Origin of the sequence: Massilibacterium senegalense, assembly GCF_001375675.1 — a bacterium.
GTDB classification, from domain to species: domain Bacteria; phylum Bacillota; class Bacilli; order Bacillales; family Massilibacteriaceae; genus Massilibacterium; species Massilibacterium senegalense.
This window is the reverse complement of record NZ_LN831786.1, coordinates 1,207,943-1,232,501: the sequence shown is the minus strand read 5'-3', so window position 1 is coordinate 1,232,501 and position 24,559 is coordinate 1,207,943. Positions and strand designations below refer to the sequence as shown.

Annotated in this window: 28 protein-coding genes, 1 pseudogene and 1 other annotated feature; of the genes and pseudogenes, 27 read left to right on the top strand and 2 right to left on the bottom strand. The window is 38.0% G+C overall.

What is annotated here, in order from left to right; translation table 11 throughout:
* Positions 1-73 precede the first annotated feature (73 nt).
* From BN1372_RS09585 to pheA, 21 genes and pseudogenes are all read left to right on the top strand, one after another.
* Complete coding sequence (locus BN1372_RS09585) at positions 74-643, top strand: Maf family protein (protein WP_062198917.1); 570 nt, start codon at positions 74-76, stop codon at positions 641-643.
* A gap of 4 nt (positions 644-647) precedes the next feature.
* Positions 648-1,109, top strand: coding sequence for a RadC family protein (gene radC, locus BN1372_RS09580; RefSeq protein ID WP_062198915.1), 462 nt, complete (start codon positions 648-650; stop codon positions 1,107-1,109).
* Positions 1,110-1,738: 629 nt separating this feature from the next.
* Positions 1,739-1,843: a JAB domain-containing protein gene (locus BN1372_RS14710; RefSeq protein WP_230198847.1), complete on the top strand. Its 105-nt coding sequence runs from the start codon at positions 1,739-1,741 to the stop codon at positions 1,841-1,843.
* A 413-nt stretch (positions 1,844-2,256) separates the two neighbouring features.
* Positions 2,257-3,270: a hypothetical protein gene (locus tag BN1372_RS09575; protein ID WP_062198913.1), complete on the top strand. Its 1,014-nt coding sequence runs from the start codon at positions 2,257-2,259 to the stop codon at positions 3,268-3,270.
* A gap of 494 nt (positions 3,271-3,764) precedes the next feature.
* On the top strand, positions 3,765-4,757 hold the full coding sequence (locus BN1372_RS09570; RefSeq protein ID WP_062198911.1) for a group II intron reverse transcriptase/maturase: 993 nt from the start codon (positions 3,765-3,767) through the stop codon (positions 4,755-4,757).
* Positions 4,758-4,881: 124 nt separating this feature from the next.
* Positions 4,882-5,028: pseudogene (locus BN1372_RS09565) on the top strand (JAB domain-containing protein); the annotation flags it as partial.
* A gap of 74 nt (positions 5,029-5,102) precedes the next feature.
* Positions 5,103-6,128, top strand: coding sequence for a rod shape-determining protein (locus BN1372_RS09560; RefSeq protein ID WP_062198909.1), 1,026 nt, complete (start codon positions 5,103-5,105; stop codon positions 6,126-6,128).
* 21 nt (positions 6,129-6,149) lie between these two features.
* Entirely contained in the window at positions 6,150-7,022 is an 873-nt protein-coding gene (mreC, locus tag BN1372_RS09555) for a rod shape-determining protein MreC (RefSeq protein ID WP_062198908.1), read from the top strand.
* A 2-nt stretch (positions 7,023-7,024) separates the two neighbouring features.
* On the top strand, positions 7,025-7,552 hold the full coding sequence (gene mreD, locus BN1372_RS09550; RefSeq protein WP_062198906.1) for a rod shape-determining protein MreD: 528 nt from the start codon (positions 7,025-7,027) through the stop codon (positions 7,550-7,552).
* Positions 7,553-7,603: 51 nt separating this feature from the next.
* Complete coding sequence (gene minC / locus BN1372_RS09545) at positions 7,604-8,263, top strand: septum site-determining protein MinC (RefSeq protein ID WP_062198904.1); 660 nt, start codon at positions 7,604-7,606, stop codon at positions 8,261-8,263.
* A gap of 88 nt (positions 8,264-8,351) precedes the next feature.
* Positions 8,352-9,152 (top strand): septum site-determining protein MinD, encoded by an 801-nt coding sequence (minD, locus tag BN1372_RS09540; protein WP_062198901.1) that lies wholly within the window; start codon positions 8,352-8,354, stop codon positions 9,150-9,152.
* Between the two features lie 121 nt (positions 9,153-9,273).
* Positions 9,274-9,837, top strand: a complete 564-nt coding sequence (locus BN1372_RS09535; protein WP_147515364.1) for a M23 family metallopeptidase — start codon at positions 9,274-9,276, stop codon at positions 9,835-9,837.
* Positions 9,830-10,639, top strand: a complete 810-nt coding sequence (locus BN1372_RS09530) for a M50 family metallopeptidase (protein WP_062198897.1) — start codon at positions 9,830-9,832, stop codon at positions 10,637-10,639. Before BN1372_RS09535 ends, BN1372_RS09530 begins: the two co-directional genes overlap by 8 nt.
* Before the next feature lie 11 nt (positions 10,640-10,650).
* Positions 10,651-12,036 carry a ribonuclease E/G gene (locus BN1372_RS09525; RefSeq protein WP_062198895.1) on the top strand — a complete coding sequence of 462 codons (1,386 nt, stop codon included), beginning with the start codon at positions 10,651-10,653 and terminating at the stop codon, positions 12,034-12,036.
* A gap of 25 nt (positions 12,037-12,061) precedes the next feature.
* Positions 12,062-12,136, top strand: a sequence feature (ribosomal protein L21 leader region).
* A gap of 15 nt (positions 12,137-12,151) precedes the next feature.
* Complete coding sequence (gene rplU, locus BN1372_RS09520; RefSeq protein ID WP_062198893.1) at positions 12,152-12,460, top strand: 50S ribosomal protein L21; 309 nt, start codon at positions 12,152-12,154, stop codon at positions 12,458-12,460.
* Positions 12,461-12,475: 15 nt separating this feature from the next.
* The gene (locus BN1372_RS09515; RefSeq protein WP_062198891.1) at positions 12,476-12,808 is read left to right on the top strand and encodes a ribosomal-processing cysteine protease Prp; all 333 of its coding nucleotides are present in this window, start codon (positions 12,476-12,478) and stop codon (positions 12,806-12,808) included.
* 12 nt (positions 12,809-12,820) lie between these two features.
* On the top strand, positions 12,821-13,111 hold the full coding sequence (gene rpmA, locus BN1372_RS09510) for a 50S ribosomal protein L27 (protein WP_062198889.1): 291 nt from the start codon (positions 12,821-12,823) through the stop codon (positions 13,109-13,111).
* Positions 13,112-13,279: 168 nt separating this feature from the next.
* On the top strand, positions 13,280-13,813 hold the full coding sequence (locus BN1372_RS09505) for a Spo0B domain-containing protein (protein WP_062198887.1): 534 nt from the start codon (positions 13,280-13,282) through the stop codon (positions 13,811-13,813).
* A 10-nt stretch (positions 13,814-13,823) separates the two neighbouring features.
* Positions 13,824-15,119 carry a GTPase ObgE gene (gene obgE / locus BN1372_RS09500; protein WP_062198885.1) on the top strand — a complete coding sequence of 432 codons (1,296 nt, stop codon included), beginning with the start codon at positions 13,824-13,826 and terminating at the stop codon, positions 15,117-15,119.
* Between the two features lie 129 nt (positions 15,120-15,248).
* The gene (locus BN1372_RS09495) at positions 15,249-15,692 is read left to right on the top strand and encodes an ACT domain-containing protein (protein WP_267902256.1); all 444 of its coding nucleotides are present in this window, start codon (positions 15,249-15,251) and stop codon (positions 15,690-15,692) included.
* A 20-nt stretch (positions 15,693-15,712) separates the two neighbouring features.
* Entirely contained in the window at positions 15,713-16,585 is an 873-nt protein-coding gene (gene pheA, locus BN1372_RS09490) for a prephenate dehydratase (RefSeq protein WP_062198881.1), read from the top strand.
* 75 nt (positions 16,586-16,660) lie between these two features.
* Here the strand turns inward: pheA and BN1372_RS09485 are convergent, their stop codons facing one another.
* Positions 16,661-17,182, bottom strand: a complete 522-nt coding sequence (locus tag BN1372_RS09485) for a transcription repressor NadR (protein WP_062198879.1) — start codon at positions 17,180-17,182, stop codon at positions 16,661-16,663.
* 6 nt (positions 17,183-17,188) lie between these two features.
* On the bottom strand, positions 17,189-18,319 hold the full coding sequence (locus BN1372_RS09480) for an IscS subfamily cysteine desulfurase (protein WP_082419011.1): 1,131 nt from the start codon (positions 18,317-18,319) through the stop codon (positions 17,189-17,191).
* Positions 18,320-18,424: 105 nt separating this feature from the next.
* Between BN1372_RS09480 and nadB the strand changes: the two genes are divergently transcribed.
* The 6 genes from nadB to BN1372_RS09450 all read left to right on the top strand — a co-directional run bounded on the left by nadB (position 18,425) and on the right by BN1372_RS09450 (position 24,455).
* Positions 18,425-19,960: an L-aspartate oxidase gene (gene nadB, locus BN1372_RS09475; RefSeq protein ID WP_074018174.1), complete on the top strand. Its 1,536-nt coding sequence runs from the start codon at positions 18,425-18,427 to the stop codon at positions 19,958-19,960.
* 87 nt (positions 19,961-20,047) lie between these two features.
* Positions 20,048-20,905, top strand: a complete 858-nt coding sequence (nadC, locus tag BN1372_RS09470; RefSeq protein WP_062198876.1) for a carboxylating nicotinate-nucleotide diphosphorylase — start codon at positions 20,048-20,050, stop codon at positions 20,903-20,905.
* Positions 20,889-21,995 (top strand): quinolinate synthase NadA, encoded by a 1,107-nt coding sequence (gene nadA / locus BN1372_RS09465; protein ID WP_062198874.1) that lies wholly within the window; start codon positions 20,889-20,891, stop codon positions 21,993-21,995. The genes nadC and nadA overlap by 17 nt, the downstream gene beginning before the upstream one ends.
* Positions 21,996-22,068: 73 nt before the next feature.
* A complete protein-coding gene (locus BN1372_RS09460) occupies positions 22,069-22,929 on the top strand; it encodes a LysM peptidoglycan-binding domain-containing protein (RefSeq protein WP_062198872.1) in 861 nt (286 codons plus the stop codon).
* A 119-nt stretch (positions 22,930-23,048) separates the two neighbouring features.
* Positions 23,049-23,795 (top strand): NAD(+) synthase, encoded by a 747-nt coding sequence (nadE, locus tag BN1372_RS09455; RefSeq protein WP_062198870.1) that lies wholly within the window; start codon positions 23,049-23,051, stop codon positions 23,793-23,795.
* A 69-nt stretch (positions 23,796-23,864) separates the two neighbouring features.
* A complete protein-coding gene (locus BN1372_RS09450) occupies positions 23,865-24,455 on the top strand; it encodes a YhcN/YlaJ family sporulation lipoprotein (protein ID WP_062198868.1) in 591 nt (196 codons plus the stop codon).
* Positions 24,456-24,559 lie beyond the last annotated feature (104 nt).

Here is a 24,559-nt window from a genome sequence, read left to right as displayed (position 1 = left end):
ATTGGTGGAAGAATACCATCAAAACAATCGAGACTGATATGATACAATCAGTCCCTAAATAAAGGAGATAGAAATGAAACTAATATTAGCCTCGCAATCACCACGAAGAAAAGAATTAATGCAACTATTACACCATCCATTTGACATCGTTCCAAGCGACTTTGATGAGGCGTCTATCGCAGCTGAAACTCCGACTGATTATGTGCAAACATTAGCATTAGAAAAAGCAAAAACAGTACAAAAGACGATGCAGGAAAACGATGTTATTGTCATCGGGGCAGATACGATTGTGGTTCAGCATAATCGTATTTTCGGTAAACCAAAAGATACACAAGAAGCGATAGAAATGTTGCGACAATTATCCGGTGACACACATCACGTATATACCGCTGTAGCACTTGTAACAAATGAACGCATCCACACTTTTTATGAAAAAACAGATGTGACATTTTATCCTTTAACAGACGAAGAAATACAGGCATATCTCGAAACGAAAGAACCATTTGATAAAGCAGGAAGCTACGGTATCCAAGGGTATGGTGCGCTGTTTGTCGAAAAGATTCATGGGGACTATTTTACTGTTGTAGGGTTGCCAATAGCCCGTTTAAAAAGGGAGCTTCGACCATTTTTAGAAGGGAGATAATCGATTGCAACATTTTCCGCGAGAACGATTAAAAAAGTTCGGTGAATCCTATTTAACGAACGTTGAATTAGTGGCCATTATTTTACGGACTGGTACAAAAGACAAGCCAGTCATCCAATTAGCAGAACAAGTTTTATCTCACTTTGAATCCCTCCGAGAACTCCGCGATGCTTCGATTGAAGAACTAGCCGCATTAAAAGGCATTGGGGAAGCGAAAGCAATCCAAATGAAAGCAGCATTAGAGTTAGGTTTTCGTTTAACCGAAAGTAAAGTAAGTGAAAAACATTCCATTCGTTCCCCACAAGACGTCGCCAAAATCGTCATGGACGAAATGCGCTTTCTCGTACAAGAGCATTTCGTCACCCTCTATCTAAATACAAAAAATCAAATTTTACACAAAAAAACAGTTTTTATCGGAAGTTTAAATGCTTCTATTGTTCATCCGCGTGAAATCGTGCGCCCATAAGGAGAAGTGGAAAATCTGTTTTCGCAAAACAGTAGGGAAAGATCACTTTTTACCCTATCATCAGTCAACTTATCCAGGCCGGAAACGAAATGGGGAGTGTAGCATGTTGGCAAAGCCGTTCAGTCGCTAGTTACCGAGTGATTTGTATGGTGAGGTGAGATACATAGATAAGGATGAAAGCTTGATTGCTTGAAGGATAGCTTAAGGGGGGACCGTGGACCTTCAGCGAGCGGTAGCGATAAACGCTGAACGAAAGTTGCTTCTTTCTTTAAGGTTTCAAGAAAAAAGTTGTGATCCGCTTTCGACCATCTTTTAGATAGAAGAAACGAGCAAACGTCCCATCCGCTACTATGTAACGCGATGTTTCGACTTATCTAAATGGGGATTGCCTACGTCAGTTATCTGATATGGCAACGGAGTTCTCGTAGTAGTCCGGGATAGGGAGAGCCTATTACATGGCGAAGGAGAGCAGTTTATCCAGTTTCATGCATCCTAGAAAAAGTGAAAAACTGATCGAATATTCTATGATGCAATGAAACAGTTTATCTTTTAAAAGGTAAAGGGTAAATGGAAAGCCGTATACATTGAGAGATGTACGTACGGTTTGGAGGAAAGTATGGTAATAAAAAATTAGCACCAAATACTTATCCTACTTTCGAGAAGCTTACAAACGTTCCGCAGCTTCGATCATTTGTATTCATAATCATCCGAGCGGCGTGCGCCTGCACATGTAAAAACGAGTAGTGACTTTTAAGTCAAGAACTAGCTGTGACGTTCTTTAACACACTTTCTTACCTTACAAAGGGAAACCTTGCGGGGACATTCGCATGAAAGGGATGTTAAGTGATGTATGGTGAAAGCTAAACTGCCTGAAGTCTAGATCAAGTACCCGAGTGGACGGGATGGAGAAGAATAACGATAAATCGCCGTTTTTGTCCGTTACACAGCTTTCTTCTCTACATGTCTTTGACAAACGATCGAAAGGACCACCTACCCATCACGCTTCTATTCGTTTTTGTAAGGCAGGGATTACCTAAGGGGAAACCTATGGTACCGGAGTTTTCATAGTACCCAACGTTTGCCGGTAATCGGTTTAGCACGGGGAAGGAAAACAGGTAAAAACAGGACAAGAAAAGGAGTCATGAAGTTGACAACCAATCCTTTTTTAAAACTAACTCAAATGACAAAAGTACACGAACGACAACGGCCTGTGTATGATGTGTATCGCCTGTTATGCAAGCCAGCTTTTTATACGGTAACGAACGGTTCTAAAGAAGAGATTGAGCAAGTATGCGATATGTTACAAAAAAAACAATTCCGAGCGCTTATTCGTTCGTCTGTCGCCCCTATTTGCCTGCAAGCGGTGACATTTTTGCTATCTACGCTTTTTGCTCCTACGTTACTCCGCCGCCACTCGACCACAAAAGGATTGGCGCTTCTTACCTACAAACAATTAAAAGGAACTTATTATCTACATGTGACTTCCTCAGAAACGAAATGGATGTCCACTCTTTTCACTTTTTTCCCTTTATACGTGCAGGATGAAAGGTTTCTCTCCCTTCTATACGTTTGTTTACAACGACCATCGAAAACGTTACATCGCCTTATTTGCGAGCTCGTGCATGGGCACATAGAGCAATGGTTAGAAGGACAGGCTACATTTGTGTCGATGGTTCGTTATCAAACCGAATGGGTGATAGTGCTTCAAGGAACGATTCAAGAAGCAAAACAATTAGAAACAAAGATGATGCAGTTTTTACCGCTTATGAAAAGCAAGATAACGAGATATAAGCCATCCTTTTTACATGCCAGATTTGATTCGAAAGAACATACGTTTCGACCAACATTTTCGTTTTTAGAATTGTTTATGAAACAGTACCATTACGGTTCATTACGTCCTTTTTATCCGAAAGCACGCGTGTATTTCTTAAAGGAAGAGGAATCGTTTATTGTATCTTGCTATCAAAAAGAGTATGAAAAGATGAAAAAAGAACTTTCATATATGACGAATCGTATCCCGAAACATGTAGAATCCCTTTGGTATTATAGTTTTCTAAAAACAATCATGCAAAAAAAGCGGAGTACGTTGCAAAAAACAAAACGAGCGTGGCCTCGCAGTGTTGTCGTTCCCAAACCAAAACGACGTCCTCGTTTTTACTAGCGAGCCGTATACATCGAAAGGGTGCGCCATGTCACTTTTTATAAAAATTGTCTGTGTAGCAGACCAAAGTTCTTGAGGAAACTTTGAGAGCAACTTTCTTACCTAGACTTGAAAAAGAAAGGGGACAATAGCATGAAAGAAGCTCTGTGCAATATGGTTAAGGCTATACTGCTTGAATTCCAATATCTAGCGAGTAGATGCTCACTGGTATAAAGGTTATGTTCGCCTTTCGCATAACGAACCTCAAGTGTACCAAGCGTTGAACGAATCGTTCAATCAAAGATATGAGTGGAAAACCTACGTTGCACGATTGTTTTTATATGTCGTATTGGACACATTCTAAAAAGAATGAAAAGGAACATGGGATTGCCTAAGGGAAATATCCTATGGTAACGGAACTTTCATAGTACTCAATGTTTTTACGGTAATCGTGGAAGCACAGGCGAACTGTAATGTGTGTCGCTGACCATTTGGTAGGGGAAGGGAAGTAGGTCATGATAAAACGAAGGAATGAATACGAGAAACTCATTCAAAAAATAATGCAAAAACAAGGTCCTAATCAAGCCATCGCGAAACAATTATTAATGTTATTACAGAATGGTCCATTTACTTGGACACCCGAAAAACAGAAAAAAAAAACGAAACTAACAGATGTAGACTTTTTTCTTATTCAAAAATTAGCAGAATCTATTCTTGTTCAATGGTTAGAGCAACTTTTTTCCATCCGAAGGAAAACGAAAAAGACAATGATGGATGCGTTCAAACAACAATCGTTGGAGCAGTGGGATTGGTTTTATGTCGTTACGTTTGAGCATATTCCAAATGCTCAGTTATTAAAACCGATTCAATCGTTACAGGATGCAGATTTGTATCCATTCATCCATCATTATCTACAAGTAAGGCGCGACGGACCGTTGAAACAGTTTTTAGTGCAACTATTCTTTTTCCAAGAGAGGAAGGAATATGAAAAGGAAAACCAAATCATATGGTATGATGGAATAGAGGATACATGTATCGTTGCCATTAAAGGAAGGAAAAAGGATTTTGTTTCTTGTAAACAATTGCTAGAGAGCCGGTATAAAAAGCAAAAAGTTTATTGTCGTATTGCTGGCGGGCATGTAGGAAAAACAATCATTCGTTTTGCCAATTACCGCATATCACTAACAGCCAAACGGAATATGATTATTATGGCTTGTCCCGTGTATGTGCAACAACAATTACATGTTTATTGTCCAAAACATCGAATTATCCCACAACAAAAGTGGATGCATAAACAAGACGATGAAATCGTTGCATTGTTTCGAAACGAATATATGCGTTTATCTGATTACTTTTCTCATACTACGACGCCAATGAAGATGCGGACGTTTGAACGTTGTTTGCAATTATCGTTAGTAAAGACGTTGGCATTAAAGTATCAAACTTCGGTAAAAGAGGTATATAATCGGTATGAAAAGAAAAGGATAACGATACGTAAGGATGAATGAGATAAATCGTTTTTTCATGACTGGCGAGCGGAGTGCAGGGAAACTTGCACGCTCCGTTCTGAGAGGGGCAAAGACCTTTTGCCTACTCTACTGTACGTACGGTTCTGAGGAAGGGGAGACCCGATCCTACGATCCAACTCCGAGTAGAGAAGATATTGAAGTAACAAAACGATTAGTGGAATGTGGAAAAATTTTAGGCATTGAATTGTTAGATCACTTAGTCATCGGTGATCAAAAATTTATTAGTTTAAAAGAAAAAGGCTATATCTAGTACTATTATTTTTTAAAAAATTTAAGTATAATAAAATCTATGAGTTTTTGTTGATAAGAGAGGGAGAGACATAAATGTTTGGTGGATTTTCTCGAGATATGGGTATTGATTTAGGAACAGCAAATACACTTGTTTTTGTAAAAGGGAAAGGAATTGTCGTGCGTGAACCATCTGTCGTAGCGATCAGAAAAGATACAGGTACAATAGAAGCAGTCGGAAACGACGCGAAAAATATGATTGGTCGGACACCAGGAAATATTGTAGCTGTTCGTCCAATGAAAGATGGGGTCATTGCCGATTTTGATACTACTGCCACGATGATGAAACATTTCATTAAACAGGCACAAAAAACACGTAATATTTTTGCACGGAAACCAAATGTGATGGTTTGTGTGCCATCTGGGATTACTGCCGTTGAAAAACGTGCCATTGAAGATGCAACAAAATTAGCAGGTGCAAAAGAAGCATATACCATTGAGGAACCATTTGCAGCAGCGATTGGTGCTGGATTACCAGTCTGGGAACCAACAGGAAGTCTAGTGGTGGACATCGGTGGTGGTACTACCGAAGTAGCAGTCATTTCATTAGGTGGAATTGTAACCAGTCAATCGGTCCGCGTTGGTGGAGATGAAATGGACGATGCAATTATTCAATATGTGAAAAAGGAATATAATTTAATGATTGGGGAACGGACAGCTGAAGCGGTGAAATTTGAAATCGGTTCTGCTGGAGAACCTGAACAAATTGAAAAAATGGATATTCGTGGTCGTGATTTAGTTTCAGGTCTTCCAAAAACATTAACGATTACATCAGAAGAAGTTGCACGTGCATTACGTGATACAGTGACAGCGATTGTGGACGGCGTAAAAAACACATTAGAGAAAACACCACCAGAATTAGCGGCAGATATTATGGATCGTGGAATCGTTTTAACCGGCGGTGGGGCACTTTTACACCGTTTAGATCGTGTAATAAGTGAAGAAACAAAAATTCCAGTAATCGTTGCTGAAAATGCGTTAGATTGTGTCGCAATTGGAACAGGAAAAGCGTTAGAAAATCTTCATTTAATGAATAAATCAGGATTAAGGAAACGAAATTAAAATAGTAAGTAGGTGTCAATCATGCCACAATTTTTCTCTAATAAAAAATTAATCTTACTGCTTGCGAGCATCATTTTATTAGTGGCACTGATCGGTTTGTCGATGCGAGATCGTGATAAGTTAACGTGGCCGGAACAATTAATGAAAGATAGCGTTGGATGGGTACAGTCCATCTTCACTAAGCCCGCTGATTATGTAGCGGGTTTCTTTGAAAATGTCCGTGATATTAATCGTGTATATGAAGAAAATAAACGATTAAAAAAACAATTAGATGAGTATGCTAGTTTGTCAGTAAAAGTGTCAGAGTTAACGTTAGAAAATGAAGACTTACGGGAACAAGCTAATATAGACGAAACACTTCGCGAATATAAAGTAAGAAATGCGCTTGTCATTGCGCGTTCGCCAGAAGAATGGCATCAATTTCTCACGATTGATAAAGGTCAAAAAGATGGCATTGAAAAAAATATGGCGGTTATTACGAACAAAGGTTTAATTGGAAAAGTGAAAGATGTATCCCAATTTTCTTCTACTGTACAATTAATTAGTGATATTGACCGAGCCAATCGAATTTCTGCAGTAGTGGAAGGAAATGACCGAGCATTTGGATTAATTGAAGGATATCAAACAGAAAAAAAAGCAATCGTGATGACGAAAATCCCGAGTGATGTTGAAATTAAAAAAGGACAAATTGTGGCAACGAGTGGACTTGGTGGAACGTTTCCTAGAGGACTTGTCATTGGGAAAATTAAAAAAGTGACCCCCGATGATTATGGTTTAACGCAAACTGCACTGATTGAACCAGCAGCAGATCTATATGATGTTGATCATGTTATGGTAACAGAGCGAATTGCGCAAACAATTGGAAATGAACCTGAGCAAGTAGAGGAGGAATAGACATGGAAAAATATTTTCTCCCCCTTCTTACATTTTTTGTTTTTATTGTGGAAAGTACAGTCATGCAAGTGTTCTCGCCAGAACGTTTCGGTGCTGAAGCGATGCTTGTCCCTCATTTTGTTGTCGTTGTCATTTTTTTAATGACGGCTTTTTTAGGGAGAAAACGTGGGTTACTCTATGCCCTCGTTTTTGGTTTTTTGTTGGATTTTATTCATACAGGTATTATTGGAATTAATATTTTTTTATTACTCGTTTTAACGTATTTGATTGCATTCATCTTTCGCTTTTTACAACCAAATTTACTAACCGTTTTTATAGGAACGATTATCGGATTAGGATTACTGGAAATCGGATTGTATTATTTTTATCATTTTCTTGGATTTATTACGATTTCTTTTCCAGTCTTTTTGAAAATAAGGTTATTCCCAACGTTAATTTTGAATAGCTGTTTTTTAATAATCATTTATTTTCCGATGAGTCGTTATTTATATCGTTTATTTAAACAACTAAAAATTGAAGATGAACGTTAAAGGACTACACAAATAATTGTTGAATAATTAGATGATGAGGTGAACCTCTTAATGATTAAAAAGCAGCAATATATCATCATGAAAGGAACGAAAGATGGATTAACGTTAAATTTAGATGATCAATGTCGTTTTGATGAATTGTTACAAGAACTAGAAGAAAAATTAGCAGTCACCGTTCCAGAAGATGAGGAGTATTCACTTGTAACGGTGAATATTCATGTTGGTAACCGATATTTAACGAATGAGGAACAAGAAACATTAAAAAATATTATCCGGAAAAAAAATAAACTAGTCGTACAAGAAATCTATTCTAATGTTATTTCTAAACAAGAAGCAGAGGAGTTGTTAAAAGCGAAACAAATTGTCTCTGTTACAAAAATGATTCGTTCGGGTCAAGTGTTAGAAGTAGAAGGAGATTTATTGTTAGTAGGGGACGTAAACCCAGGGGGAATCGTCCAAGCAACTGGAAATATATACATAATTGGGGCGCTTCGAGGAATTGCTCATGCAGGGATGACAGGAAAAAGAGATAAAAAGATTGTGGCGGGTCAAATGCGACCAACTCAACTCCGAATTGCAGATTTAGTCAGTCGTGCTCCTGATTACTCAACAATTGAAATGAGAGAAAGTGAATGTGCATTTATTGACGAAGAAACTGGACAAATTGTCATTGATCGAATTCAAACGTTACAAAATTTCAGCATAAATTGAACAAAGAATCACTGTTTTTTATAAAGCTTTTTAGTATACTAATAAATAGATTGTAAGTTTGCACGTTCTTAAGAAAGGAGAATGTCGCGTGGGAGAGTCCATTGTGATTACGTCAGGAAAAGGTGGCGTTGGGAAAACAACAACAACGGCTAATATCGGGACAGCTTTAGCGTTATCAGGAAAAAAAGTTTGTTTAATAGATACCGATATTGGTCTTAGAAATTTAGATGTAGTGATGGGATTGGAAAATCGAATCATTTATGATTTAGTCGATGTCGCAGAAGAACGCTGCCGTCTTCAACAAGCATTAATTAAAGATAAACGATTTGAATGTTTATACTTACTTCCTGCAGCGCAAACGAAAGATAAATCAGTTTTAAATGAACAGCAAATGAAAACAATTATTTTAGAATTAAAACAAGAATATGACTATGTGTTAATTGACTGTCCTGCAGGAATCGAACAAGGGTTTAAAAATGCGATTGCTGGAGCAGATAAATCGATTGTTGTGACAACACCGGAAGTAGCGTCTGTTCGTGATGCAGATCGAGTCATTGGCTTGTTAGAACAATCAGAAGTAGAGTCACCAAAATTGGTCGTGAACCGTATCCGTAATCATATGATGCAAAATGGTGAAATGCTTGACGTAGAAGAAATTGTTTCCATTTTAGCCATTGACTTATTAGGCATTGTATCGGATGACGAAGAAGTGATAAAAGCATCAAATAAAGGAGAACCAGTCGCATTAGATCCGTCGACAAAATCAGGGATTGCGTATCGCAATATTGCCCGTCGTATTTTAGGTGAGTCTGTACCACTTCAGACATTAGAAGATAAAGATGAAGGCTTTTTTACAAAGATGAAAAAGTTTTTCGGGATGCGAAAATAACATAGTAGTCAAACAAGGAAGGTTAGTAGGAAGATAACCTTCTTTTTTCATTTGTTCATTCATAACTTTTTCTTTTTTTCATATATTGAAAAAAGATAAGAGATGGAGATGAGTGATTCAAATGAAGAAAAAGAGACACCCGTTTTTCTTTCAATCTTTGGCTAGTTTCTGTTTGTTTAGTTGTTTATTGATTGCTTTTTATGAAGATACATTTGATAAGCAATGGATGCATCGAATCATGTCGCAACAATTTCCTTTTTTAGCATTTAAACAAACATATGAATCTGTTTTTGGCTCTGCTGTCCCGTTTTTACTACAAGATGATGGGAAATATACGGATGTCGTACAAGTAGCAGAAGAATCACCATTTTTGACTGGCACTATTGTAGAAAAAACGACACAAGGATGGTGGGTTCAAGTAGCAAATCAAGCTGTTATTCAAAATCCGGCAAATGGATTTATTTTGTTTTGTGGGAACCAAAATCAGTACGGTAAGACAGTAATCATTCAATTAGAAAATAATCGTGAAATGTGGATTGGGCATATAGATAAATGTGACGTGCCAATGTATTCGTTTATTCAAAAAGGGGAGTACATTGGGAAATCAAAGGACAATCTTCTTTTTGTTGCCTTGAAACATGAGGGACAATGGGAGTCTCCAGAGAAGGTGTTCTTTCTTGAATAGTTGGGTTTTCTTTTTTCGTCATTTGCACATCCACCCCCTTTTTTTTATCATTATCCTCTTCAGTATTCTTACCGGTTCTTTTTATTATTTATGTTTTTTAATGATGGCTGTATTGCTACATGAGTGGGGACATTTTTATGCTGCTTATCGTTTTGGTTATGTAATCGAAAAAATAGAATTAATGCCATTTGGCGGAGTAGTGAAATTACAGGAATACGGAAACCGTCCGTTTAAACAAGAGTGGATTGTATTGCTAGCAGGACCAATTCAACATGTCTGGGTTATCGCGATTTTTTATTTTCTTCCAGACTCTTTTCCATATCGGGATGTCCAAATGATGATTCACTTCTCGTTGTTCTGTTTTAATCTATTGCCTATTTATCCGTTAGACGGTGGGAAAATCATGTTGCTATTATTTTCCTATCGTAAGCCGTATCACCGTGCGTTTGAACAAACGTTGCGTATTTCTTTTCTTCTTTTGCTTTGTTTAACAGGGATTGTGTTGTTCGTTGTCCCGAAGCAATTAAATTTTTGGATGATGATTTTATTCTTGCTCGTATCTGTTTGGCTAGATTGGAAAAAAAGATTTGTTTTATTTCAAATGTTTTTATTCGAACGGTATCAAATGGAGAAAATACGACGAAAAAGAAAATTAATTACGCATCAAACTAATGTCTCCATTTATGAACGGTTAAAATGGTTATATAAAGATCGCTTTTGTGAATATAAACAAAGGAAACAAAAAGAAATAATAAACGAAAAGAAATTGTTACACGATTATTTTACTAGGAAAGAACAGTAAGGAGACTAGCAATGGACGGATTACTTATTCAAACATACGGAACGAAAAGACAAGCATTTGTCATGCAAAATGGAGAACTTGTAGAATGGTTAATCGAAGATGACGAGATGCCACAAGGGACAATTGTAAAAGGAAAAATAGAAAAAAAAGTAAAAGGAATGAATGCGTATTTTATCGACATTGGCACAGATAAGAAAGCGTATTTACCTTTCTCGGAGATGAAGGGAGAAGCGACGGAAGGTCAATCGATTCTCGTACAAATAAAAAAGCAACCAATCGGAACAAAAGGAGCATATGTGACAACTTTTTTAGAATTTCCGGGGAAATATTTTATTTATTTTCCCTATCGTCCTTATATTGCCGTTTCTAAAAAGGTATCGTCAACTGACAGGGAACGGTTAGAACGATTAGCAAAGACGTTTTTAAATGAACCAGAAGGAGGGTTGTTTCGCACGTTAGCAAGGGAAGCTGCCGATGAAAGGCTTCAGTCAGAATACGAAACACTAAAAAATACGTTCGATTCGTTGTTAAAAAAAGCAAACAAAATGCCATCCCCTTCTGTGGTACAAGCTGGATTAACCGTTATGGAAAAAAAGGTACAAGAATGGATTGAGAAAGGAAAACATCCAATCATAGTAGATGATACATCCTTTTATCAAACATTGAAACATATGTATCCAGAAGCAACCCTCGAAATTTATAAAGGACAAGCGTCCATGCAATCGTGGTATCAGCTACAAAAGGAACGAGAAAAGTTATTATCGAGCCATGTTTGGTTGCAAAATGGCGGAAGTCTTGTCATAGAAAAAACAGAAGCGTTAACAGCGATTGATGTCAATACGAAAAAATTTATAGGAAAAGAAAACATGGAGCGAACGGCAGTAGAGGCGAATATGCTAGCAGCTAAAACAATCGCAAAAGAAATGCGGAAACGAAACCTTTCTGGCATCATTATTATCGATTTCATTAATATGAAAAGTAAAGAACATCAACGACAAGTACACCATATGTTAGAAGAGGAAGTAAAAAAAGATATAGTCCAAGTAAAATGTATTGGATTTACACCTTTAGGCTTGTTTGAAGTAACGCGAAAAAAAACACAAGAAGACGTGAAAACAATCGCAGAAAAATATGAAGCAGATATTTTCCTGACAGATTTGTTACAAACATTAGCGTATCAAAAAGAAGAGGAAGAAGCTGTATATGTGGAAGTGAACGGGGAAATATGGGATAAGATAAAGGAACAGCATCATCTATTTCCTAAGAAAGATACTTTTACATGGATTATAGCACGGAAGGAAAAGCAAGAAAAACCGTATTATATTCGTCGCTTTGATACGAAAGAAACACTCCTTTCCTATGTAAAAAATAAACTTGACTTTTTAATTTGGGAGTGATAAATTTAATACGTTACGAGCACCATTTGTGCTCCAACCGCACTGAACAGGTTTTAAAAGCATAAGATGCTACCTGATGAAGGCGAGTCTGAGTTTATATTAGGGAGGTGCTAGAATGTACGCAATTATCTCAACTGGTGGTAAACAAGTTAAAGTTGAAGAAGGTCAAGCAATTTACGTAGAAAAGTTAAACGCAGAAGTTGGCGAAACTGTAATGTTTGACGAAGTTCTATTTGTTGGTGGTGACAACGTGAAAGTTGGTAACCCAACAGTAGAAGGGGCGACTGTTACTGCGAAAGTAGAAAAACAAGGTCGTCAAAAGAAAGTTCTTGTTTTCAAAATGAAAGCGAAAAAGAACTACCGTCGTAAACAAGGTCATCGTCAACCATATACAAAAGTAGTGATTGAAAAAATCAACGCATAATAAGGCAGAAATATTATGGTTATTATTCGTATTAATCGAAAAAATCATACGTTTGTTCAGTCGTTTGCGATGAGTGGACATGCTGAAAGTGGGCCATATGGTCAAGATTTAGTATGCGCTGCCGTTTCAGCGGTTTCAATCGGTACCATTAATGCTATTCACACTTTAACAGGGGTCAACCTTGTGACAGATATAGAAGAAGATGGTGGATTTATCCGTTGTGATGTTCCGAACAATCTTTCGAAAGAAACATTTGATAATGTTCAATTGTTACTAGAAGGAATGATTGTCTCGCTAAAATCGATTGAAGAAGAGTACGGGAAGTTCATACAAATAAAAGAAAACTAGGAGGTGGAACAAATGTTAAAATTAAACCTTCAATTTTTCGCATCGAAAAAAGGTGTAGGTAGTACGAAAAACGGACGTGATTCGATTTCAAAACGCCTTGGTGCAAAACGTGCAGATGGTCAATTCGTTACAGGTGGGTCAATCCTTTACCGTCAACGTGGGACTAAAGTTTACGCAGGTGAAAATGTAGGTCGCGGTGGCGATGATACATTATACGCAAAAGTAGATGGTGTGGTACGTTTCGAACGTTTTGGTCGTGATCGCAAAAAAGTTAGCGTATATCCAGAAGCACAAGAAGCGTAAAAATAAAACTCTGGCTGTTCTCAGTCAGAGTTTTATTTTTACTTTTAAGTGAAAGATAAAAAAAGAAAAAGGTTTGGTAAGAACGATTTTTTCTATTCTCTTTCTATTTTTTCTTAGCCTTAACTTTGGTATAATCGTTATAAATTGAATGATAGGAGAGCATGTGTAATGGGAAAAAATTGGTCTACAGTGGAATTGTTACGCCACGTTCGTCATGATTATTTGAATCAAATTCAATTAATAAAAGGAAATTTAGCATTGAACCATTGTGACCGTATCGAACAAATTATCGATGATATTATTGTAAAAGCTAAAAATGATGCTCATTTATGTAATTTAAATATGCCACAAGTAGCAGAACAATTATTAACATTTTCTTATGAGTCTCATTTTTTTGAACTCGATTATGAAATCGTTGGAGATGTTTGTACGATGATGTGTCTCGATCAATCGCTTTATGATTTTCAATCATATTTGTTTCAACGAATTGATCAACAAGAGAACCAACAATGGGAAAATGAATTGTATCTTTTCTATCAATGTACGAATGGAACGCTCTACGTTCAATATGAATTTGAAGGAGAAAGAAACATTCAAGACATAGACCAATATTTTACGCAAAATGCATCTCCGTTACGTATAATCCATTATGAAGTAACGAATAATGGATTTGAATTGAAACTAGAAGCAAAATGCGACTGAGGAGGATACGATGTTTGTCGATCAAGTCAATATATATGTAAAAGCAGGCGATGGTGGAAACGGAATGGTTGCCTATCGCCGAGAAAAGTTTGTACCTAAAGGAGGCCCTGCCGGCGGTGATGGTGGTCGTGGTGGGGACGTTGTGTTTGAAGTAGAGGAAGGGTTACGTACGTTAATGGATTTCCGCTACCAAAAACACTTTAAAGCAAAAAAAGGCGAAAATGGTATGCCAAAAAATATGCACGGTCGCGGCGCAGAAGATTTAGTCGTAAAAGTGCCACCTGGGACGATTATTGTAGACGACGATACAAAAGAAGTGCTAGCAGATCTAACCACTCATGGACAGCGAGCAATTATTGCAAAAGGCGGTCGCGGTGGTCGCGGAAATACAAAATTTGCAACAGCAGCAAATCCAGCTCCTGATTTAGCAGAAAAAGGGGAGCCTGGTCAAGAACGGTACGTGCAGCTAGAATTAAAAGTGTTAGCAGATGTTGGATTAGTCGGGTTTCCGAGTGTTGGAAAATCTACGCTTTTATCCGTTGTCTCTAAAGCAAAACCTAAAATTGCTGATTATCATTTTACAACGATTACACCAAACTTAGGGGTAGTAGAAACAGATGATGGCCGTAGTTTCGTGATGGCTGACTTACCCGGATTAATAGAAGGAGCACATCAAGGTGCAGGTCTAGGACATCAATTTTTACGTCATATTGAACGAACTCGCGTGATTGTGCATGTTGTCGATATGAGCGGTTTTGAAGGACGCAATCCGTACGAAGATTATGTGAAAATTAATCAAGAGTTAGAACAATATGATCTTCGGTTATTAGAACGACCACAAGTAGTCGTTGCGAATAAAATGGATATGCCAGGAAGTGAAGAAAATTTACAACGTTTTCAAGAGCTAATAGGGGACGATGTGCCGATTTTTCCTATTTCTGCGATTTCCCATCAAGGTACACGCGAGTTATTATTTAAGATAGCGGATTTGTTAGAAACAACACCAGCGTTCCCGCTATTGAGGGATACAGAAGGAAATGATTTTGATGCATCCGTTCGTGTTGTATACAAACATGAGGAAGAAGCACCCTTTACGATTCATCGTGATAGCGATGGCGCTTGGGTCGTAACTGGTGAAACAATCGAACGTCTGTATATGATGACCGATTTTGAACGCGATGAAGCCGTTCGTCGTTTTTCACGACAAGTGCGCGCCATGGGGCTTGATGATGCGTTACGAAAACTAGGTGCCCAAGATGGTGATACGGTTCGTCTTGGTAAAATTGAGTTTGATTTTATTGATTAACAGCCAGTCTATCGGAATGTATGTAAAATGAAAAATAGGACGTTATGTTAATTCGGATCATATGTCTAACTTTCCATAGGCAGTATCACACTGCTTATGGACGTTTTATTTTACTGGAGGGGTTTTTTGGTGGAAAAACAGGAACGCCTTTTTTTAATTAAAGAACAATTATTAACCGATGCAATGAAAAAAACATTACAAGCAAAAGAATTGCTCGAAAAAGAAGAAGTTTCATCTGTGTTAGAAGCAGTGGAGCAAGTGGGTCTTAGTCGAAGTGCTTTCTATAAATATCGCGATGCCATTTTCCCATTTCAGATGATTGTAAAAGAAAAACTCGTTAGTTTATTTATCGAATTAGATCATCGTTCTGGCACGTTATCGACATTACTTTCGATTGTAGCTACGTATCATGGTAATATTGTTACCATCAATCAATCGATTCCTCTGCAAGGAAAAGCAAGTATTACGGTTTCCCTTGATGTAAGTAAGATGAAGCAATTTTCAGAGTTTATCGAGCAAATCAAACTACTAGATGCAGTAAATTCTGTAAAAGTTATCGGATCAGGCATGTAGAAAGAAAAAGGGGGATGAAGATGACATATCCAAAAGTAGGATTTTTAGGACCAAAAGGGACATTCACAGAAATGGCGGTTATGACAGTATTTGAAAAAACAGAAAAAATCCCATATGAGACCATTCCACGTTGTATCGATGCTGTGATGGGGGGAGAAGTCGAATACGGAGTTGTACCGTTAGAAAATGCCATTGAAGGATCTGTTAATTTAACGATTGATTATTTAATTCACGAACAACCATTACCGATTGTTGGAGAAATCCACGTTCCAATTCAACAACATTTTATGGTGCATCCAGCGAATAAAGATAGTCAAAAGGACCCGGAAGTGGTATTATCCCATCCGCATGCAATCGCGCAATGCCATCGTTTTTTACGAGAAAATTATCCGAACATTCAAATAAAATATATGAATTCTACAGGCGCAGCAGCTCAGTATGTAGAAGAACATCCAGAGCAATGCATTGCTGCGATTGCAAACGAACTAGCAGCAGATGAGTATCATTTGTCCATTATCCATCGCAATGTGCATGATTATGAAAATAACGTTACTCGTTTTGTTGTGCTTCATCGTGAACACGTGCAAGTACCGCAAAAAACGAATCAAACGAGCGAAAAAACCACTATTTTAGTAACGTTGCCAAAAGATTATCCAGGAGCACTTCATCAAGTATTATCTGCTTTTGCATGGCGAAAATTAAACCTGTCGAAAATTGAATCAAGGCCAGCAAAAACAGGACTTGGGAACTATTTTTTCGTTATTGATGTTGAAATGAAAATGGATGATATTTTAATCCCTGGGGTAAAAGCTGAACTAGAAGCACTCGGATGTGGCGTGAAAATTTTAGGGAGCTATCCTGTTTTTAAACGGCAAGCAGTGCATATAAAATAAAGAAACCACCATCCATTTCTACAAAAAGAAATATCGATGGTGGTTTTTGTTAGTATTCAAGCCCATCTCCGCTTTTTATAATAAAAAGCCTGCTTTTTTTAGAGATTGGCAAGCGGCGTCTAATTTTTCTTCGCTGTCTGCTTCGATGGTGTGAAGGTGGGTACCGTCAGTTAATAAAGATAATAGTCCAGCGTTTGTTTCTTCGAGTTTTTTCATAAATTGTTCGACTTGTAATCGGCTACTTACTCGTAGGGAAGCAGTTAAGTCACCGTAAATAGGATGTTCAATTGATACATCGCACACGGTTACACCAGTATCCACTAGCAATAATAATTCTTTTTTCGTATCTTCTGGTTTATGGAAACAAGCGATAACTCGACGATGGTTTGTTTGTTCTTTTTGTAATCGTAAATATACATATCCTTGACTAGTAGCAATAATCGGTTCTCCTTTTGCTTTTAATAATGAAATGTCTTGGACAATAACTTGTCTACTTACTTTTGTTTTTTCTGCTAACGTACCACCGGTGATTGGTTCTTCTGTTTCTTTTAGCCACTCTACAATTAATTTTCTTCGTTCATCACCTAATATTTTCACTTTTTTTCACTCCTTAAAAAATCGCACGAGTTGTTCCTTCAGTAGTTGAATTGCTTGATCGATTTTTGTTTTGGTCGTCTGTTTTCCTAACGTAAATCGAATAAATTCAAATGCTTCTTCATTTGTGCGGCCTAAAGCGGTCATGGTTGGTGTCGGTTCTTGCAAATGGACATGACAAGCAGATCCAGTAGAAAAATAAAGCCCTTGTCTGCTAGCTTCAATCATCAACCATTGGCCTTCAACGCCATGAAAACGGATCCCTATTACGTGGGGGAGACTATGTTCTTTGTCTCCTTCGATTGTGTGTGCAAATGGAAGTGCTTCTAATTGGTTTAAAAAATACGTTCTCATTTCTTGCAGATGATTCCGATATGCATCACTTTGAAATAGCTCTTCACAAGCCGAAATAAATGATACAATTCCTGGTGTATCAATCGTTCCCATTCGAAAGCCTTTTTCGTGTGTCGCGCCTGGATGTTGCGAGACAAGATGGATATGCGGGGCGATATAACAAGCGCCAACCCCTTTAGGTCCGTACACTTTGTGGCTAGAGATGGATAAACTATCAATATAATCTCGTGTTACATCTATGTCTACTTTACTAAATGCTTGAACACAGTCGCAATGGAAAATCACGTTTTTTTCGTGTAAAAGTTGTCCAATTTGTAAAATAGGATGCATCGTTCCGATATCTCCATTGCCATATGCAAGACTTACTAAAATCGTATCTTCTCGTAAAGCGTTACGAATTGTTTCTACTTCGAGACGTCCATTTGGATTAACAGGAAGATAGGTGACAGAAAACCCTTCTTTTTCTAGTTGTTTACATGTTTCAAGGACAGAATGGTGTTCACAACAAGAAGTAATAAGGTGGTTTCCACGGTTTTTTTGTCCATAAGCAATGGAGCGAATCGCTAACCGATTACTTTCGCTTCCTCCGCTTGTAAAGTATATCCCATCCTCTTGCGCGTGTAAAAAAGAAGCAATCTTTTTTCGACTTACTTCTAACAATCGGCTTGCTTCTACTCCGGCCTCATGAAGGCTGCTAGTATTTCCATAAAAACGAACAGCTACCATTTGATAGGCATCTAACGCCCTTTTACTCATTGGTGTTGTCGCCCCATAATCAAAATACATGATTTTTTCCCTTCTTTCAGATAAAAAACACTTGTCATTAGTTTAATTATGTGTAAACATATGTGTCAAGACATATGTAAATTAACATAGAAGAAGGGGAAGAAAATGAAAGCGATAAAAACCGATGTGTTAATTATCGGTTCGGGAATCTCTGCTTTAATGTTAGCAGAATTACTTCACGATCATAAGAATGTGATAATTCTCACAAAGTCGGAATGGGAAAACAGTAACTCATGGAAAGCACAAGGTGGAATTGCTGCAGTAACGACGGATGATGATGATTGGACGAGTCATTTTTACGATACGATTACTGCTGGAAACTTTCATAACAAAGAAGAAGCAGTGGAGTTACTTGTGAAAAAGGGACCTTTTATGATTGAAAAGTTATTGGAGTTAGGTGTTCCTTTTGATAGAGATTCAAATGGTATCTTTCTTCGCGGAAAAGAAGGAGCGCATTCAATTCGGCGTATTTTACATGCAGGTGGAGACCAAACTGGAAAAGAAATTGTGAAAACTCTTCATGAAAAAGTTGCTACACATACGACCATTAAAGAACAGACACAAGCATTAGAATTAATTGTATCAAATGGACGTTGTGTCGGTGTTTGGGCGCAAACGGAAGCCGACCAACCTATCGTGTATGAAGCAGACCATGTTGTTTTGGCGACGGGTGGAGTAGGCATGCTATATCCTATTACATCTAATGCAGAAACTGTTGTTGGGGATGGTCTTGCGATGGCCTATCGTGCAGGAGTGCAACTTGCTGATCTCGAGTTTATTCAATTTCACCCGACGATGCTCGTTCAAAATGGAGAATGTTTTGGGCTTGTAAGTGAAGCTGTTCGCGGGGAAGGTGCGGTTATAGAAAATGAACATGGGGAACCAATAATGGAAGGGGTTCATCCATTAAAAGATTTAGCACCAAGAGACATTGTTGCTCGTCGAATTTTTGAATTTACATCAAAGGGAGAAACAATTTATTTAAACATCAAAATGATTGATCATTTTTCTTCCCGATTTCCAACGATTACATCGCTTTGCCAACAAGCTAATGTTGATTTAACGGAAGGAAAAGTACCAGTTGTCCCAGGTGCTCACTTTCTCATGGGTGGGATCTTGACAAATGAATATGGGGAAACGAATATCGAACGTTTATATGCGATTGGAGAAGTAGCTTGCACAGGTGTTCACGGCGCTAATCGTTTAGCTAGCAATTCGCTTCTAGAAGGGATTGTGTTTGCAGAACAATGTAAAACGAGTATTTTACAAAAAAGTACGGAAGTGTCTGTTCCGTATGAGTTGCCAGAAGTAATGGAATGTTCAATCCCGCTCGTTTCCATCGAAACATTACAACAAAAGATGTTTCAACATGTCGGATTAGTTCGGACGGAAACATTGTTACAACAAATGAAAACATGGTTGCAACCGTATCAACAAGAAGGAGCTTTTTTCAGGCTTTCTAAAGAAGCGTATGAACGGTTTAATATGGCGCAAATTGCATACTTAATTACAACATCAGCTCTAGAACGAAAAGAAAGTCGCGGTGGCCATTACCGTTCGGATTACCCACAACAAAATGAACAAGATGAGCAACGATTTATCATAAAAGAAGTAAATCATGTTGCGTATGCTAACGTGTAAAAACATCCATGAGGGGATGAGGAAAGGGGGAAGTACGAAACGCTACAACTTCAACAAGAGAAGTCGTAGCGTTTCGTACGAAGAAGAATGAATATCATTCGGTTACGCTCGATGCTTGCATCTTTTTACGAAGAAGATATCGGAGAAAGGGATGTAACGAGTGAAGCAATATTTCCGTTAACAGAACGTGGAACTGGTATTTTTTTAGCAAAGGCAGACGGTATTTTTGCAGGGGAGGAAATTATTCGTACTGCTTACACTTTATTTTCGAACGATATTTCGGTGACTTTATTAAAAAAGGACGGAGACTTTGTCCGTGCATATGAACAAATCGCGATAGTAGAAGGGCCGATGAGACATTTATTAACAGCAGAACGAGTTATTTTGAATCTCATTCAACGCATGAGTGGGATTGCCACGATGACGCATCGAGCGGTGCAAGCATTGGGCAAAAGTAAAACAAAAATTTGTGATACAAGAAAAACAACACCCGGTCTTCGGATGTTAGAAAAATATGCTGTCAAATGTGGCGGTGGAGTAAATCATCGTTTCGGTCTGTATGACGGTGTGATGATTAAAGATAATCATATTGAATTTGCCGGAAGCATTATGAAAGCAGTAGAACTAGTAAAACAATCAGTCGGTCACATGGTAAAAATTGAAGTTGAAATTGAAACGGAACAAGAATTAGAAGAAGCAATCCGAGCGGGAGCAGATATTATTATGTTTGATAACTGTTCTCCGGAACAAGCAACAGCATTTCAAGCAAAAATACCAGCTCCTATTACGACGGAATTATCTGGAGGTATTTCGTTAGAAACGCTTTCGAATTATCAATATGCAGGAGTAGATTATATTTCAATGGGGGCTTTAACACATTCTGTGCAAGCATTAGATATTAGTTTTAATGTAAGAGGGGGAAAAAAAGATGAGCAACGTGCTTGATGCTTTTCAAAAAGAATTATTACCAGAAAAATATAAAAACATGTCAGCAGAAGAAATGGAACAACGTGTAAAAGAGATTAAAGAAAAATTAGGAAGTCGTCTCTATATTCCATGTCATCATTACCAAAAAGATGAAGTGTTTCAATTTGCGGATGATGCTGGAGATTCCTTAAAATTGGCTCAACTTTCTTCTGAAAGAAAAGAAGCAGATTACATCGTCTTTTGTGGTGTACACTTTATGGCAGAAACTGCAGATATTTTAACGGAAGAAGACCAAATTGTTATTTTACCTGACCTAAGCGCAGGCTGTTCAATGGCTGATATGGCGAATATCGAACAAACAGAACGTGCCTGGGGAAAATTACAACGAACGTTTGGCGATACGATTATTCCGTTAACGTATGTTAATTCAACAGCCGCAATTAAAGCGTTTGTTGGAAAACATGGCGGGGCAACTGTGACGTCTAGTAACGCGAAAACGATGGTGAAGTGGGCTTTTGAACAAAAAAAACGGTTATTATTTTTGCCTGATCAACATTTAGGACGAAATACAGCATATGATTTAGGTGTTGCACTTGATGAAATGGCGATTTGGGATCCAATCGAAGAAACATTAGTGTTTGACGGGGACAATGTAGAAAACATTAAGGTTATTTTGTGGAAAGGCCATTGTTCCGTTCATGAAAAATTCACAACAAAAAACATTGAGTTTGTTCGGAATGAATATAAAAATATGAAGATTATCGTGCATCCAGAATGTACACACGAAGTCGTCCAATTAGCAGACGATGCAGGTTCAACGAATTACATTATCCAAACGATTGAAAATAGCCCAGCAGGAAGTGAATGGGCGATTGGAACAGAGATGAACTTAGTACAGCGTCTTATTAAACAACATCCAGATAAAAAGATTATTTCGTTAAATCCGTATATGTGTCCTTGTTTAACGATGAATCGGATTGATTTACCACACTTAGTATGGATTCTTGAATTGTTGGAAGAAGGAAACGTGATTCAACAAATTAAAGTGGAAGAACCAACGAAAAAACTAGCAAAATTAGCACTTGGTCGAATGTTACAATTTGCTTAATAGTCATCTTTTCCCCTTTGCTCGCATATCGTGTAAATGATAAAACTACCTGCCCATCTAGGAGGGGAAAAGATTGAAAATTCATATCGTCCAAAAAGGTGATACGTTTTATAAAATTGCAAAAAAATACGGAATCGATGTGGAACAATTAAAGAGTTTAAACACGCATATTCCAAACATGGAAATGTTATTGCCTGGAATGAAGGTGAAAGTTCCAACGGTAAAAGTGCCAGTGAAAAAAGAAGAAGTTGTCAAAGAAGTGAAAAAAGAAAAGGTGATGGAAGAAATCAAACTAGAATTTCCGGAATTGCCAAAACAACCAATGCCACCAACGATGCATCATCCGTATTTGTCGATGAATTTATACCAAATGCAGCCCTATGTGTACTACCAACCACATCTTATGATGCCGCCAAAAGAATGTCAGGTGCCACCAGTTGCGCCAGCACCAGCACCTGTTGCTCCGTTCACACCGCCAGAATTACCAAGTTTACCGTCTATGGAAGAAATATGGCATACAGAAAAAGAAATGTGCGTAGAAGAAGAATTACCAATGGCAGAAGAAGTACCACCTATGCCGCAGCTTCCGACTTTAGAAGCAATGAAACCAGTTCAGCAACCAGTACCTGCTGCACCTATGATGATGCCTTATCATCCACCACATCCGGAATGTTTTCCACCTATGGTTCCCGCACATCATCCATTCGTAGGATATCCGATGCCTTCTCCGTGTGGATGCGGCGGTGCAACCCCAATGCCATCACCGTGCGGATGTGGTGGTCCAAATCCAATGGGTTATCCGCCTGTTATGTATCCATATCCACCGATGCCACAACCATACGGATATCCGGTGCAATCGGTACAACAACCATATCCAGCTTCTCCGCAACCAGGTCCTTACCGAGAAGCAGAGGAAGAGGAAGAAGAAGTGTAGCGACGATTTCAAAAGGAATCGTCTTTTTTTTGTTGGAAACGCCAAAAAGGGAAAGCCTCTAATATTTATGCAAATTGTGTTAAACTAAAGAAAACGATTCGATAAAAAGGAGTAGACGTATGGAGGCGCATGTTGACAAGTTAGTAACATGGTTACAAGAACAAGTACATCAAGCAGGAATGAAAGGATTAATTGTTGGATTAAGTGGTGGTATTGACTCAGCAGTTATTGCGTATTTAATCAAGCGAGCATTTCCTAATGATTCGTTAAGTGTGATTTTACCGTGTAAAAGTCATGCTGGAGATGCTAACGATGCGTTAAAAGTAGTAGAAGGATGCGGCATTAAAAATATGACGATTGATCTAACAGAAGCACATGATGCTGTTTTTTCTCGGGTGGAAAAGGGAATTAACACGCTAGGTGATTGGAAAGAAGATACTCGTCAACTAGGGGATGCCAATTTGCGTGCTCGGTTGCGAATGAGTACGATTTATACAGTTGCAAACAACTATCGATATTTAGTTGTTGGAACGGATAATGCGGCGGAATGGTACACAGGATATTTTACAAAGTTTGGCGATGGTGGATGTGATCTTTTACCACTCGTTCATTATACAAAACGTCAAGTACGGGAACTTGCAATCACATTAGGTGTCCCAGAAGATATTATCGTAAAACCTCCAAGTGCAGGTCTTTGGGAAGGACAAACAGATGAAAATGAGATGGGAACGACCTACGATAAAATTGATGATTTTCTAGAAGGAAAAGAAATTCCAGAACAAGATCGCCAAATTATCGAACGATTACATCAACGTTCCGAGCATAAACGAAATCTTGCAGCAACACCACCAAAATTTTCGAAATAGTATCCAATTTCTTCATGGATTAAGAACTCCTCTTTTATGCCACATTAAGCATTGAAGGGGGGTTTTACAATGAAAAAAACAATGATAGCTACTTTATCATCTGTGATGCTTTTAAGTGGTCTAGCAGCTTGTACGAATAATAACGACAATGCGCTAAACCGAAACAACAATGATAACGCGTTAAACCGAAATAACGACGTAACGGACAATAAAAACACTAGTTTTGGGCCTAATACGAATGATCGTACTGTTCGTGACGTTCGTGACGACCGGTTAATGCGTCGAAATGACACAACAAACATTGGGTATTACAAAGACTACGACGGCCGTTTAGCAGAGCAAGTAGCAAAAAGAATCGAACAAATTAATGGAGTAAAAAATGCATCGGTAATCCTATATGAGGATACAGCACTTGTTGGAATTGATACAACAAGAAACGATGTGAATAATGTAGAAAAAGAAGCACGAAATATTTGCCAAACGATGACGAATAAAGATGAAATCAGAGTCGTTTCCGATTCCAAATTAAACGGACGAATTCGTGATGTGGATACAAGACTTCGTCGCGGTAGTGCCATGGATGAAGTGACGAGTGATATACGTGCCATCGTGAATGATTTAGGGAACGCAGCAGCACGTCCATTTGAAAATAATCGTTAAAAGGGTAGAGAGATTCTCTACTCTTTTTCATTGTAATGAAAAGAAGTAGAAGTATGATATCGTGGAAGAAGTTTATAAATAGATGATAGGCAAATGATGAAATT

Bases quoted from the DNA above. Each gene is read 5' to 3' on its own strand.
- nadC (WP_062198876.1), top strand. From the start codon at position 20,048: ATGAATATCATTCGGTTACGCTCGATGCTTGCATCTTTTTACGAAGAA.
- BN1372_RS09480 (WP_082419011.1), bottom strand. From the start codon at position 18,319: ATGTATTTTGATTATGGGGCGACAACACCAATGAGTAAAAGGGCGTTA.
- rplU (WP_062198893.1), top strand. From the start codon at position 12,152: ATGTACGCAATTATCTCAACTGGTGGTAAACAAGTTAAAGTTGAAGAA.
- nadA (WP_062198874.1), top strand. From the start codon at position 20,889: ATGAGCAACGTGCTTGATGCTTTTCAAAAAGAATTATTACCAGAAAAA.
- minC (WP_062198904.1), top strand. From the start codon at position 7,604: ATGATTAAAAAGCAGCAATATATCATCATGAAAGGAACGAAAGATGGA.
- mreC (WP_062198908.1), top strand. From the start codon at position 6,150: ATGCCACAATTTTTCTCTAATAAAAAATTAATCTTACTGCTTGCGAGC.
- BN1372_RS09450 (WP_062198868.1), top strand. From the start codon at position 23,865: ATGAAAAAAACAATGATAGCTACTTTATCATCTGTGATGCTTTTAAGT.
- BN1372_RS09535 (WP_147515364.1), top strand. From the start codon at position 9,274: ATGAAGAAAAAGAGACACCCGTTTTTCTTTCAATCTTTGGCTAGTTTC.
- BN1372_RS09570 (WP_062198911.1), top strand. From the start codon at position 3,765: ATGATAAAACGAAGGAATGAATACGAGAAACTCATTCAAAAAATAATG.
- nadB (WP_074018174.1), top strand. From the start codon at position 18,425: ATGAAAGCGATAAAAACCGATGTGTTAATTATCGGTTCGGGAATCTCT.
- BN1372_RS09505 (WP_062198887.1), top strand. From the start codon at position 13,280: ATGGGAAAAAATTGGTCTACAGTGGAATTGTTACGCCACGTTCGTCAT.
- pheA (WP_062198881.1), top strand. From the start codon at position 15,713: ATGACATATCCAAAAGTAGGATTTTTAGGACCAAAAGGGACATTCACA.
- BN1372_RS09515 (WP_062198891.1), top strand. From the start codon at position 12,476: ATGGTTATTATTCGTATTAATCGAAAAAATCATACGTTTGTTCAGTCG.
- mreD (WP_062198906.1), top strand. From the start codon at position 7,025: ATGGAAAAATATTTTCTCCCCCTTCTTACATTTTTTGTTTTTATTGTG.
- obgE (WP_062198885.1), top strand. From the start codon at position 13,824: ATGTTTGTCGATCAAGTCAATATATATGTAAAAGCAGGCGATGGTGGA.
- rpmA (WP_062198889.1), top strand. From the start codon at position 12,821: ATGTTAAAATTAAACCTTCAATTTTTCGCATCGAAAAAAGGTGTAGGT.
- BN1372_RS09560 (WP_062198909.1), top strand. From the start codon at position 5,103: ATGTTTGGTGGATTTTCTCGAGATATGGGTATTGATTTAGGAACAGCA.
- BN1372_RS09585 (WP_062198917.1), top strand. From the start codon at position 74: ATGAAACTAATATTAGCCTCGCAATCACCACGAAGAAAAGAATTAATG.
- BN1372_RS09525 (WP_062198895.1), top strand. From the start codon at position 10,651: ATGGACGGATTACTTATTCAAACATACGGAACGAAAAGACAAGCATTT.
- nadE (WP_062198870.1), top strand. From the start codon at position 23,049: ATGGAGGCGCATGTTGACAAGTTAGTAACATGGTTACAAGAACAAGTA.